Consider the following 13,635-nt stretch of genomic DNA (forward strand, 5'->3'; position numbering starts at 1 on the left):
CGCAGTGCTGGAGGCACCCCCAATGACCACCTTCGTGGACCGCGTCGAGCTGCATGTCGCCGCGGGTAACGGAGGCCACGGCTGTGCCTCCGTCCACCGTGAGAAGTTCAAGCCGCTCGGCGGGCCCGACGGCGGGAACGGCGGACGCGGCGGCGATGTGATCCTCACCGTCGACCAGTCCGTCACCACCCTGCTCGACTACCACCACTCCCCGCACCGCAAGGCCACCAACGGCAAGCCCGGCGAGGGCGGCAACCGCAGCGGCAAGGACGGGCAGGACCTGGTCCTTCCCGTGCCGGACGGGACCGTCGTCCTGGACAAGGCGGGGAACGTGCTCGCCGACCTGGTGGGGCACGGGACCTCGTTCGTCGCCGCCCAGGGCGGACGCGGCGGGCTCGGCAACGCCGCACTCGCCTCCGCGCGGCGCAAGGCGCCCGGGTTCGCGCTGCTCGGTGAGCCGGGGGACCTGCAGGACGTCGTCCTGGAGCTGAAGACCGTCGCCGACGTGGCGCTGGTGGGGTATCCCAGTGCCGGCAAGTCGTCGCTGATCTCCGTGCTCAGCGCCGCCAAGCCGAAGATCGCCGACTATCCGTTCACCACCCTGGTCCCGAACCTCGGTGTCGTCACCGCCGGGTCGACCGTGTACACGATCGCCGACGTGCCGGGCCTCATCCCCGGGGCCAGCCAGGGCAAGGGGCTCGGGCTGGAGTTCCTGCGGCATGTGGAGCGGTGCAGTGTGCTCGTGCATGTGCTGGACACCGCCACGCTCGAGTCCGACCGCGACCCCGTCTCCGACCTCGACATCATCGAGGAGGAGCTGCGGCAGTACGGCGGTCTCGGCAACCGCCCCCGCATCGTCGTGCTCAACAAGATCGACGTACCGGACGGCAAGGACCTCGCCGAGATGGTGCGGCCCGACCTGGAGGCGCGCGGCTACCGCGTCTTCGAGGCGTCGGCCGTCGCGCACATGGGGCTGAGGGAGCTGTCGTTCGCGCTCGCCGAGCTGGTGGCCCAGTCGCGGGCCGCCAAGCCGAAGGAGGAGGCGACGCGGATCGTCATCCGGCCCAAGGCCGTGGACGACGCCGGTTTCACCGTCACCCGCGAGGAGGACGGGCTGTACCGCGTGCGGGGCGAGAAGCCCGAGCGCTGGGTCCGCCAGACCGACTTCAACAACGACGAGGCCGTCGGCTACCTCGCCGACCGGCTCAACCGCCTCGGTGTCGAGGAGAAGTTGGTGAAGGCCGGTGCCCGGTCGGGCGACGGCGTCGCCATCGGACCCGAGGACAACGCGGTCGTCTTCGACTGGGAGCCGTCCCTGACGTCCGGCGCCGAGATGCTCGGCCGGCGCGGCGAGGACCACCGCTTCGAGGCACCCCGCCCGGCGGCGCAGCGGCGACGCGACCGGCAGGCCGAGCGGGACGACGTCGAGCGGGCGTACGACGACTTCCAGCCGTTCCAGGCGGAGTGACACCGGGTGAAGTCGTGGTGAACGGCGGGGCAACCCAGGGGGGTTCCGGCGAGTCGTAGATCACGGAAGCCAAACCGGTTCTACGACAGGAATCCCCCCATGGCCACGCCTTCCCCACGCCGGTACCTCTCCCGCCCCGCACGGATCGCGCTCGCGACCGGCGTCGCACTCGTCGCCTGCGCGCTCGCGGTGCCGGGTGCGTACGCCGTCCCCGCCCAGCAGCCGGCCGCCGCCGGCACGACCGGCCCGCACGACGACTTCAACGGCGACGGCTACGCCGACCTCGCCGTGGCCGCCCCCACCGCGACGGTGGACGGCAAGGAGGGCGCGGGCTACGTCGCCGTCCTGTACGGGTCGGCGAACGGTCTGCGCACCGCCACCCGTCAGGTGTTCAGCCAGAACACCGCCGGGGTGCCCGGCAGCGCCGAGACGGACGACGAGTTCGGCAGCGCGCTCGCCACCGCCGACCTCGACCGGGACGGCTACGCGGATCTCGTCGTCGGCGTCGGCCGCGAGGACACCGCGGACGGGGGAGCGGACGCCGGAATGGTCGAGGTGCTGTGGGGCGGTCCCCGGGGTCTGTCCGGCGGTGCCGCGCTCGCGTCCGGCCGGAACACCTACGACGGCCTCGGCGCCGCCGGCCACCTGACCGTCGGGGACGTCGACGGCGACGGCGGCCCGGACCTGGTGACCGTGGAGAACCTGCACGATCTGCGGGTCGTCGGCGGGCCCTTCGGCCGGGACGGTGCCGGTGCGGGCGGCGAGCAGGTGGTCAAGGACGAGTTCGACAGCCGGGTCCTCGACCTCGCCGCCGGTGACGTCGACGGCGACGGCGTGACGGATGTCGTCGCCACCGAGAACGACGGCGACGAGTACGACGCCCGGCGGGTCGTGTACTGGGCGGGCACCCGGGACGGGCTGACCCCGTACACCGTCGTGGACGACGCCGACGGCGGCCGGCTGCAGGGCGGGGAGAACCTCGACGTCGGGGACGTGAACGCCGACGGGGTCGACGACATCGTGGTCGGGCGGGCCGTGGACGGCTACGACAGCGACCTCGACCACCCGCACGTCAAGGGCGGCCGCGTCACCTGGATCCCCGGCACCCCTGAGGGCCCCGACGGTGCCCGGGCGGTCTTCGTCAACCAGGACACCCCCGGTGTGCCCGGCAGCGCCGAGGACGACGACGCCTTCGGCACCGACGTACGGATAGGCGACGTCGACGGCGACGGCTACCCGGACGTCGTCACCGGGCTGCCCGGCGAGGACCTCGGCAGTGTGGCGAGCGCGGGCTCGGTCGTCGTACTGCGCGGCACCGCGAGCGGACTCACCGGGGCCGGCGCCCGGGCGGTCACGCAGAACACCGCGAACGTGCCGGGCAGCGCCGAGCGGAACGACGGGTTCGGCCGGGCCACCCACCTCGGTGACGCGAACGGCGACGGGCTCGCCGACCTCGCCGTCGGTGCGCCGGGGGAGAACTCCGGCGCCGGGTCGGTGTGGTACTTCCGCTCCTCCCCGACGACCGTGGTGAGCCCCAACGGCACCACGGCCTTCGGCGCGGGCACCCTCGGCACCGTGGCGACCGGGGCCGGACTGGGCACCGCCTTCGCCGACTGACCGCGACCGGCCCCGTACGGCCGAGAGGCGGGCCGAAGACGGGCCGTCGTCCGCCGCTCACCTGACGGACCCGTCGCGGCAACGGGATGTTCCCGTGCCGCGGCGGGTTTCCTGTTGTCTCTCTGCTTGTCATGCACGCGCATCACGGCGTTCAGCGGGCGTACCGCCCGGACGGCGAGCTTCCCAGTGTCCAAGAGGCACGTGAGGCAGGGGAGTTCGCCGATGACCGGAGCAATGTCGCCAGACCGCCGCCGCGTTCTGACCGCCGGTGCCGCCGCGCTCGGCGCCGCGGCCTCCGCCCAGCTGTGGCTGCCGGCCGGCGCCCAGGCGGCCGGAAGACCGCTGCCCGACGGCGTGTTCGGCCTGGGAGTCGCCTCCGGCGACCCGCTGCCGGACGGAATCGTGCTGTGGACCCGGCTCGCCCCGGACCCGCTGAACGGCGGCGGCATGCCCGACCGCACCGTTCCCGTGGAGTGGCAGATCGCCCGGGACACCCGCTTCAAGAAGATCGTCCGCCAGGGCACCGCCCAGGCCCGCCCCGCCCACGGACACAGCGTCCACGTGGACGTGCGCGGGCTGCGCCCGGACACCACGTACTGGTTCCGCTTCCGCGCCGGCGGGCAGCTCTCGCGCGTCGGCCGCACCCGCACCGCGCCCGCCCCGGACAGCTCCGGCGGAAACCTCCGGGTCGCCCTCGCCTCCTGCCAGAACTGGCAGCACGGCTACTTCACCCCGTACGCCGACATGCTGCAGCAGGACCCGGACGTCGTGGTGTTCGTCGGCGACTACATCTACGAGTCCACCCCCTCGGCGACCGGTGTACGGCGGCACGAGGGCACGGGCGAGCCGTACAGCCTGACCCAGTACCGCAACCGGTACGCCCAGTACCGCTCCGACCCGGACCTCGCGGAGATGCACGCGAACGCCCCCTTCGTGGTCACCTTCGACGACCACGAGGTCGACAACGACTTCGCCGGCGACATCCCGCAGGACCCCGGCAAGCAGGCGCACGACGCCTTCGTGGCCCGGCTGACGGCCGCCTACCAGGCGTACTACGAGCACATGCCGGTCCGCGCCACCGCCGTTCCGAACGGACCGCACATCCGCATGTACCGCCGGCTGGAGTTCGGGCGGCTCGCCCGGCTCAACGTGCTGGACACCCGCCAGTACCGCAGCGACCAGGCCACCACTCAGGAAGGCGCCCAGGACCCGTCGCTGACCATGCTCGGGGCCGCGCAGAAGCGGTGGCTGGTCGACGGGCTGCGCCACTCGCCCGCCCGCTGGAACCTGATCGCCTCCCAGATCATGATGGCCGAGACCGACCTCCAGGTCGGCGAGGGCAAGCTCTGGTTCTACGACGCCTGGGACGGCTACCAGGCCGAACGCAACGCCCTGCTCCAGGAGTTCCGGCGGGTCAGCAACCCGGTCGTGCTCACCGGTGACCGGCACCTGACGATGATCAGCGACCTGAAGGCGGACTTCGCCGACCCGAGGTCGGCGGTCGTGGGCGCCGAGTTCGTCGGCACCTCCATCTCCAGCAACGGCGACCAGGACCAGGCAGCCTTCCGTGCGCAGTGGGACCCGCGGCGTGCGGACAACCCGCACTGGAAGCTGCTCGACGCCCACCGCGGCTACCACCTGTTCGACATCCGCCGCGACGGCATCGACGCGCGCGTGCGGGTGGTCGACACCGTCGTGGCGCCGCGCGCCACGCCGAGCACCCTGGCCAGGCTGCGGGTCGAGGCCGGCCGGCCCGGCGTCCACCTGGTCTGAGCCCGCCGCCCGACGGGAGGAGCCGGGCACTCACCCGGGTCCCGGGCTCCTCTCGGGCCACCCTCAGGAAGTCCGTCTACCGTGCCTCGGCATGGACACGGACCGCACGGAGGACGAACCCCGGGCGGCCGGCACCACGGCGGCGGTCCCGCCGGCGCACGCACCTCCGTCATCGGCAGCGCGTTCTTCGCCGACACGGAGGACGAGACGGTCGTCGCACGTGTCGTCGAGCGGCGCGGCGGGGACCGGGCGCACGTCCAGGTCCCCGCGCCCTCTCGTGCGGGTCACGCCCCCGCAGTGGCAGCAGTCGGACTCCCCGGCGGACCGTGGAAACCGGGTCCGGAGACCGTGAACCGTTCCCTCACCCTCGCCGAGACCGAAATGCTGCGGAATCTTAATAAGGAATTCCGCGGCAATGATCTCCCGGCGGAAGCTGTATTCGAGGCTGGTGCGCCAGGGCGCGATCGCTCATATGAAGAACTCGTGCGGTCCCGCCTCTCAGGACGTGAAGATCCGTACCCCGTGAGGGGCTCCGGAAGCCGCCGCCGCTATCGGCGCCGAGGCGGCGGCGCGGATCGGCGGCAGGGGCGTGCGCGCCCCCGGCGACCCCGGCCCGCCGTCCGCCGTACCGGACTCCCCGGTGCCCGCGGGTGAGCCGCGGCTCGCGCCCGAAGCGGCAGCGCAGGCGCTGTTCGGGGCGCTCACCGCGGTCGCCGCGACGGCCGGCGCCGGCAAAGGGCGTACCGTTCACCGGACATCGTCGAAGGAACTCGTGAAGGTCCCCGGTCACCGCGGTCCGGAACGGCTGCGCCCGCGCCGAGCGAGCCGGTGCCGTCACCTGTGTCACGCACAGCAATGGCATAACTCCTGTGCAGTTACTCACAGCAATTCACCAGAGGTCCCGGGAACCCTCACGGAGTACCAGGGGTCCTAGGTGAATGACAGGTTGCGCGCACATATGCGGCGGAGGTCGCTCACCTTGCACTGCGGTAACCACAAGTGGGACCATTTCGAAGTTCCCTGTCGCCCCAAGGTAGGTCACCTGTGTCCCAGCGCATAGCCAAGCCCCGTACGACCGCAGTGATCCTGGCCGGCGGTACCGGTCAGCGGGTGGGTCTGTCGATCCCCAAGCAGCTGCTGAAGATCGCCGGCAAGGCAGTCATCGAGCACACCCTGACCACCTTCGAGAAGGCCGACTCCATCGACGACATCATCGTGCTGATGGCGCCGGGATACGTGCCCGACGTGGAGAAGATCGTCGCCAAGGCCGGCTTCACCAAGGTCACCCAGGTCATCGAGGGCGGCTCGACCCGGAACGAGACCACCGAGCGGGCCATCGCCGCGCTCGGTGAGGGCCTGGCCGAGGGCGAGGACCGCAACGTCCTCTTCCACGACGCCGTACGCCCCCTGCTGTCGCAGCGCGTCATCGACGACTGCGTGACCGCGCTGGAGCGCTTCCAGGCCGTCGACGTGGCCATCCCGTCCGCGGACACCATCATCGTCACGCGCACGCACGGCGAGGACGGCGAGTTCATCACCGAGATCCCGGACCGCTCCCGGCTGCGCCGCGGCCAGACCCCGCAGGCCTTCAAGCTGTCCACGATCCGCCGCGCCTACGAGGTCGCCGCCGGCGACCCCAACTTCCAGGCCACGGACGACTGCTCGGTCGTGCTCAAGTACCTGCCGGACGTGCCGATCCACGTCGTGGCGGGCGACGAGTACAACATGAAGGTCACCCAGCCCGTCGACGTCTTCATCGCCGACAAGCTCTACCAGCTCGCCTCCACCGCCGCGCCCGCGCAGAAGGGCGAGGACGTCTACCGCCGGCTGCTCACCGGCAAGACCATGGTCGTCTTCGGCGGTTCGTACGGCATCGGCCAGGACATCGCCGCCCTCGCCGAGTCCTACGGCGCCACCGTCTACGCGCTGGGCCGCTCCACCACCGGCACCCACGTGGAGAACCCGGAGGAGGTCGACGACGCGCTGTCGAAGGCGTACGCCGAGACCGGCCGCATCGACTACGTCGTCAACACCGCGGGCGTACTGCGCATCGGCAAGCTGGCCGAGACCGACAACGCCACCATCGAGGAGGCGCTGAAGGTCAACTACCTGGCCCCGGTGCAGATCGCCCGGTCCGCGTACAAGTACCTGGCCGAGAGCAAGGGACAGCTGCTGCTGTACACCTCCAGCAGCTACACCCGCGGGCGCGCCGAGTACAGCCTGTACTCCTCGACCAAGGCCGCGATGGTGAACCTCACCCAGGCCCTGTCCGACGAGTGGGCCGGTGACGCCGTCCGGGTGAACTGCATCAACCCGGAACGCACCGCCACGCCGATGCGCACCAAGGCTTTCGGGCAGGAGCCCGCGGGCAGCCTGCTGTCCTCCGAGGCGGTGGCCCGTACGTCGCTGGACGTGCTGTTGTCCGAGCTCACCGGCCATGTCATCGACGTACGCCAGCAGGACCCCACGGCGGGCGCCGCGCGCGCCTCCGGGTTCGAGCAGGCGCTGGCCTCCGTGCTGGACCGTCAGGACGGCGTGTAATAATTGCCGTCAAATAGTCTTCGGTAATTCAGGCCTCTGCGGCCTCCCGTTAACGCAGTCCAGCGACGGGAGTTCGCCGGGGCCTGAATCCGTACCTCCCGAATTACCCGCAGGCACACAACCGGCACTCCCCCTCCAAGAGCAGGTTCTCCGTGATATCCACCGCTATTCGCGTCGCCCGGGTGGGCAGCGCGGCCGAACTGGCCGCGGCGGTCCTCATGATGCTGGGCTTCCCCTGCCTCATGCTGGCCGCGCTCGTCCCGAGCATTCCCGCCTTCGCGGCGGCGGCCGCCGTGACGTACCTGGCGGACCACTATCTGCACCGCAAGGGCAGCTATCTGGTCAACCGTCTCAGCAAGGTGCGGGCGGGCCTGTCGATCCGCTTCCTGATCCGACAGCTGCTGCTGATCCTGCTGCTGGCCCGCCTGTCCCTCGCGGACAACCTGATCTACTACGGGGCGATCGCCTGCTTCATCGCCTTCTACGGTCTCCAGGCCCCGCACGGCGCGCTGGCCACCCTGATCCGCAACCGCCGCCGCATGCCGGTCGCCACCCGCAACGTCGACCTGGCCTCCCGCGTCCGCATCCCCGACGCCCCGCCGCGCGTGCTGCTGCACCGCGCCGCGGAGAAGATGCTCCACCTCGACCTCGCGGCCGTCGCCGGCATACTCGTCGGCGCGCAGCTGGAGTCGGCCGCCGTCGGGTACACGGGCATCGGCGTCACGCTGGCCCTGGGCATCCTGTACGTCGCCGTCCTGGTGCCCTACGTGCGCGGCCGGAAGATCCCGCCGAAGGCCGACAAGGTGCTGGCCGCGGTCGACGGCTGGCTGCGCGAGTACCGCCCGGAGACGGTGCTGTACTTCTCCGGCTCCAAGGACTCCGCCTACCAGGTCAACATGTGGCTGGAGACCATGGAGCAGCTGGACACCCGTCCGCTGGTCATCCTGCGCGAGCGGGTCATCCTGCAGAACCTGGCGCCCACCACGGTCCCCGTCATCTGCGTGCCCGGAGGGGTGCACCTGATGAACATGGACCTGTCCACGGTGCGGGTCGCGCTGTACGCGGCGAACGTCGGCAAGAACATCCACCTGCTGCGCGTACCCACCATGAAGCACGTCTTCATCGGCCACGGCGACAGCGACAAGCTCGCCAGCGTCAACCCGTTCAGCAAGGTCTACGACGAGGTGTGGACGGCCGGCCGCGCGGGCCGCGACCGCTACGCCATCGCCGACGTCGGTGTCCGCGACGACGACATCGTCGAGGTCGGCCGCCCGCAGCTGGCCCCGATCCAGACCTGGCAGGGAGTGCCCGGCGGTGCCGCCGACGGACGCTGCCCGACGGTCCTGTACGCCCCCACCTGGGAGGGCTGGGACGACAACCCCGGCAACACCTCGATCCTGCTGGCCGGCGAGACCATCGTGAAGAAGCTGGTCGAGGCCGACCCGGCGGTGCGAGTGCTGTACAAGCCGCACCCCTTCACCGGCACCCGCAGCGCGCGGGCGAAGGCCGCCCACCAGCGGATCGTCGCGCTGATCGAGAAGGCCGCCGCCGAGCGCGCCGCCGACGCGCGCTTCACCGCCGACACCGCCGAACAGACGCGGGCCAGGGCGGAACTGGCGCGCATCGAGGCCCGGCTGGCCGAGCTGGCCGTCGGCACCGACAAGGGCGACGAGGCCGAGGCCACCCGCGACGGGCTGGTCGACGTGGCCCGGCACGAGGAGACCGCCCGGCTGCGCGAGGAGTGGAACGCCGCGTACTGGCGCTCCTTCCCCGAGTGGGAGCACCGCGTCATCACGGGTTCCCAGCCGCGTCTGTACGACTGCTTCAACGTCTCCGACGCGATGGTCTCCGACATCTCCAGCGTGGTCTCCGACTTCATCGCCAGCGGCAAGCCGTACGCGGTCACGGACTCCGCCGAACTCGGCGTGGAGGAGTTCAAGCGGCAGAACACGGCGGTGCGTGCCGCGGTGATCCTGTCCAACAGCGCGGCCGAGCTGGGCGGGCTGCTCGACGCCGTCCGTGACCCGGCCGCCGACCCGCTGGCCGAGGACCGCGGTGAGCTCAAGCGCTACCTGCTCGGCCCGGACGAGCCCAAGTCCATCGACCAGTTCAACACCGCCGTCGCGCAGCTCGCGCTGAAGGCCGAGACGCGCAACCTCGGCCAGACGTCCCGGATCACGACCGGCGGCCCCGACGTGGAGCTGGCGGACGCGGTGCCCGGCCAGCGGGCGTCGGCGGCCGGTGAGGCGGACGGCATAAACGCGGGCTGACCGGCCTCGCAGGTCCAACTGGGCTCGGCCCCCGAGGAGTTGATCCTCGGGGGCCGAGCCTTTTCAGGTGCGTGACCGAGGAGGGACGGCGCGGTGTGACGTGAGCCACTAAGGCAGAGGTGCCGGGCAACCTTCCCCCTCGAACACCCGTCTAATCAGTAGCGAATGACGCGAAACGGGGGACTATCCCGTGATGAGGGGGAAACGTGACCGTGACGCAGCCTGATGTCACCGTGGTCATCGGGGCGTACGAAGCGATGCCCTATCTGGTCGAGTGCCTGGCCTCCGTGGAGTTACAGACCATCGGTCCGGAGCGCATCGAGGTCATCGCGGTCGACGACGGCTCGACCGACGGCACGGGGGAGTACCTGACGGAGTTCGCGGACCGCGCGCCGATGCCGGTCACCGTGCTCCGGCAGGAGAACTCGGGCGGCCCCAGCGGCCCGCGCAACGTGGGCCTGGACAAGGCCGCCGGGCGCTACGTCTTCTTCCTGGACGCCGACGACCGGCTGGGCCCCGAGGCCCTCGAGCGGATGGTGGCCATGGCCGACCGCGCCGGCACCGATGTGGTGCTGGGCCGGGTCGAGGGCGTCAACCGCAGCGCGCCGAAGTCCATGTGGGGCGAGACGCTGGAGCGCACCGACGTCTTCTCCTCCAACATCATGTTCACGCTCAGCGCGCAGAAGCTGTTCCGCCGCGAGCTGCTGGACCGGCACGGCATACGGTTCGACGAGTCGCTGTTCACCGGCGAGGACGCGCTGTTCACCATGGAGGCGTACCTGCGGGCGGACGGCGTCTCCGTGGTCGCCGACCACACCTGCTACTACCTGGTGGGCCGCGACGACGGCAAGCACGTCACCAAGAGCGGCGGCTACGAACTGCGGTTCGACTCCGCCCGCGCCCTGATGAACCTGATCGCCGACCTCGTCCCCGAGGGCCCCCGGCGCGACCGGCTCATGGTGCGGCCCTTCACCATCACCCTGCTGCCGCAGTTCGGCCCCCGGTTCCTCAAGGACGGCGATGACGTCCGGCGGCGCAAACTGTCGCTGGCGCGGCCGCTGATGGACGTCCACTGGACCGAGGGCGTCGCCGAGCGGCTGAAGGTCGAGGAGCGGCTGCGGCTGCACCTGGTGGCCGAGCAGCGGCTGGAACTCCTCATGGACGTACTGCAGTTCGTGCGGACGAAGCAGCAGGCGCCGGCGCGGCTGGAGAAGCGGGGCCGCCGCGTCTACCTCGCCTACCCGCACTTCCGTGACAGTGCGGCGGGCATCCCCGACTCCGTGTACCTGGCCTCCCCGCGTGAGTCCCGCGCCGTTCCCGGCTACCGCGAGGGCGGCGCCCGTTCCGTCCTGCGCCGCGCCGCGCGCAAGGCCCGCCGCAAGCTGCCCGCCTTCTTCAGGACCACACCGGACGGCCCGGCCGCGGCGGCGTGAGGCCGCCGGGGCCGGGGGACCTCGACGGCCCAGACCGTTTTCGGCTCGGGCCGGTTTGAGCCGACGGTGCCGGGCGTCCTGCCTTGGACCGGCTGTCCCGCTTTGGATCGGGCGTCCTGCCTTGGATCGGCTGTCCTGCCTTGGACCGGGCGTCCCGCTTTGGATCGGCTGTCCTGCCTTGGATCGGGCGTCCTGCCCTGGACTGGCCGTCCTGCCTGGACCGGCGGCGCGCGGCCGGTCGGTCGTGGCTTGGCGGGCTTGGCATGTCCCGTCTACGGGGACCGGTCCCCGGTGCCGTGGGACCAGTGGCCGGTTGCCCCGAGCCGGTTGCCCCGGGCCGGTTGCCCCGGGCCGGACGTCGGGCCGAACGTCGGGCCGGTCGTCGGGCCGGGCCGGGGCGACCGGACCCGGTCGTCAGACCGCGCCGGCTCCGGGGGCTCCGGCCCCCGCTTCCGCGGGAGCCTCCCGGCGCTGGCCGGGCAGTTCCGCGGTGGCCCTCAGCGCCGTACGGGCCCGGTGTTCCCGCGCCGCCGCGCACAGGGCCCGTACGGCCGCGGCGAAGCGCTCCTGGGACGTCGGCTCCGCCGGGCCCAGCAGTCGCAGCTTCAACTCCGCCCGCGCCTCGGCCAGTTCGTCCGTCTCCGGATGGCGCACCGACTCCAGCAGGGCCGGCACCCCGGCCGCGTCCGGCGTCAGCACGGTCGCCGCCGCCACCGTCGGGAACGCCGCGCGGAACGCCTCCTCGGGCAGCCCGCTGGTGTTCGCCACGGCGTACGGCTTCCCGCTCGCCAGGAAGTCGCTGATCACGCTCGACACATCGCTGATCAGCAGGTCGGCCACGTTGAAGCAGGCGTACAGCTCGGGGCGGGCGTCCGTGACGATGTGGTGCTCCCCCTCGGGCAGCGACGCCCAGTACGCCTCCTCCCAGGCCGCCGTCGCCCGCGCCACCGCCTCCGCCCGGCCCGGCTCCGGGGCGGACTGCACCAGCATCCGCTCGACCTGATCGGCGCCCGCCCGGAACGCGGCCGTGGTGAGCCGGTCCAACTCCGCGGTGCGCGGCGCCAGTTCCGCCGAGGGCGCGGGACGCGACGCGGACCGCTCCCGGTTCGCCGCCCGGATCAGCTCCCGGATGCGCCGGTCGGCCGCGCCCGCCCGCGGGTCGACCGAGCCGGTCAGCGGATGCGGCTTGTACAGCAGCCGCACCCCCGGGTCCGCGAGCAGGGCCCGCACCAGGTTCTCGCCGGCCGTGATCACCGACGTGTTGCCCGGATGGCCGTCCCAGCCCTCCCAGGTCGGCGCGTACAGCACGGTGGTGTACGCGCTGGTGGGCGGGCCCGCGTACGGGCGTACGACGTCCAGCTGCGGGCGCCCGATCTCCACCACGTCCTTGTCCTCGACGCCCACATCGGCCAGCGCGTACCGCTCACGCGCCGCCGGACCGGCCACCCACACCTCGTCGTAGGCCTTCGCGTACGGGTTGCAGGACGACAGCTTGTCGCTCTCCCCGTGGTTGACGAACGTGTGCTTGATCGTGGGAATGCGCAGCACCTGGGAGGTCTTGCCGGAGTTCGACGGGTGGATGAGGACCTGGAGCGTGGACTGCTCCAACCGCATCAGCGTGGACACCTTCGGCAGGCACACGATGGGCACGTCGGTCGCCGCGATCCTCGGGACCATGAACCGCTCGCGCAGGATGATCACCGGCCGTCCGCCGAGCCCGGCCAGCGGCCCCAGCCACATGTTGGCCTGGTAGGCGGAGGAGGGGCCGCCGGAGAAGTACAGACCGACCGTGGGCCGGTACTCGGCCAGCCACGCGTCGAACCAGTCGAGCACCGCCTGCTCGTCCGCCGGACGCCGGCCGGGCAGCAGCCGCAGCAGCAGCGCCCCCAGGCCCAGGGACGTGAGCAGCAGCGCCAGCGCGACACCGGCCGCCGCGTACCGGGGATCGTCGGTGACCGCCGTCGCCGTCAGCCCGGCCGTCGCGGGCAGGCCGAACACCAGCAGCCGGTGGCCGGGGCGGCGCAGCAGCAGGGGTGGGGCGGGGGACAGGCGCAGCGCCGAGGCGTCGACGTTCCGGGTCACCACGGGCAGCGTGCGGGTCCGGCGGACCAGCACGGACACCGCCTGGATCGCGCAGTGCAGCACGTAGAAGGCCAGCAGTCCGGCGACGAGCGGTGCGTACTGCGTCTCCCGGTCCTGTTCCCCGAGCCGCAGCAGGCCCACCACCAGCAGCAGATCGCGCAGCACATGGCGGACGGTGATGTCCGCGTGCGACTTGGCGAACAGTGACAGCATGCCGGGCTGCCACCGGTACAGCACACCCTCCACCGCCAGGGACACGGAGGTGGAGACGAGCAGCAGGGCCACATGGGGGTGCAGCGCGGCTGTGGCCTGCGCGACGAAGGCGGCCGTCAGGGCGGCGAGGACGAGCAACTGAACGGCGATCCGCCGCCGATGGGACGAAGGTTCGGGCACTGCGGTCACTCCAGGGTCGGCGCAGAACGGGCGCCCGGGTTAACGCGTGCCGACCTCC

7 protein-coding genes are annotated in these 13,635 nt (G+C 71.9%); 6 read left to right on the forward strand and 1 reads right to left on the reverse strand.

Going from position 1 to position 13,635, the window contains the following annotated elements; genetic code table 11:
- The first annotated feature begins 22 nt into the window (after positions 1-22).
- The 6 genes from obgE to IE178_RS02040 all read left to right on the forward strand — a co-directional run bounded on the left by obgE (position 23) and on the right by IE178_RS02040 (position 11,102).
- Complete coding sequence (gene obgE, locus IE178_RS02015; protein ID WP_184760638.1) at positions 23-1,468, forward strand: GTPase ObgE; 1,446 nt, start codon at positions 23-25, stop codon at positions 1,466-1,468.
- 99 nt (positions 1,469-1,567) lie between these two features.
- Complete coding sequence (locus tag IE178_RS02020; RefSeq protein WP_193511064.1) at positions 1,568-3,085, forward strand: FG-GAP-like repeat-containing protein; 1,518 nt, start codon at positions 1,568-1,570, stop codon at positions 3,083-3,085.
- A 222-nt stretch (positions 3,086-3,307) separates the two neighbouring features.
- Positions 3,308-4,858, forward strand: a complete 1,551-nt coding sequence (locus IE178_RS02025) for an alkaline phosphatase D family protein (RefSeq protein WP_184760640.1) — start codon at positions 3,308-3,310, stop codon at positions 4,856-4,858.
- A 1,044-nt stretch (positions 4,859-5,902) separates the two neighbouring features.
- On the forward strand, positions 5,903-7,399 hold the full coding sequence (locus IE178_RS02030; RefSeq protein ID WP_184760641.1) for a bifunctional cytidylyltransferase/SDR family oxidoreductase: 1,497 nt from the start codon (positions 5,903-5,905) through the stop codon (positions 7,397-7,399).
- A gap of 182 nt (positions 7,400-7,581) precedes the next feature.
- Positions 7,582-9,669, forward strand: coding sequence for a CDP-glycerol glycerophosphotransferase family protein (locus tag IE178_RS02035; protein ID WP_193511180.1), 2,088 nt, complete (start codon positions 7,582-7,584; stop codon positions 9,667-9,669).
- Positions 9,670-9,875: 206 nt separating this feature from the next.
- Entirely contained in the window at positions 9,876-11,102 is a 1,227-nt protein-coding gene (locus tag IE178_RS02040; protein ID WP_193511065.1) for a glycosyltransferase family 2 protein, read from the forward strand.
- A 414-nt stretch (positions 11,103-11,516) separates the two neighbouring features.
- Here the strand turns inward: IE178_RS02040 and IE178_RS02045 are convergent, their stop codons facing one another.
- Complete coding sequence (locus IE178_RS02045) at positions 11,517-13,577, reverse strand: CDP-glycerol glycerophosphotransferase family protein (RefSeq protein ID WP_193511066.1); 2,061 nt, start codon at positions 13,575-13,577, stop codon at positions 11,517-11,519.
- Positions 13,578-13,635: the final 58 nt, after the last annotated feature.

This window comes from Streptomyces griseoloalbus (assembly GCA_014650015.1).
Lineage (GTDB): Bacteria > Actinomycetota > Actinomycetes > Streptomycetales > Streptomycetaceae > Streptomyces > Streptomyces griseoloalbus.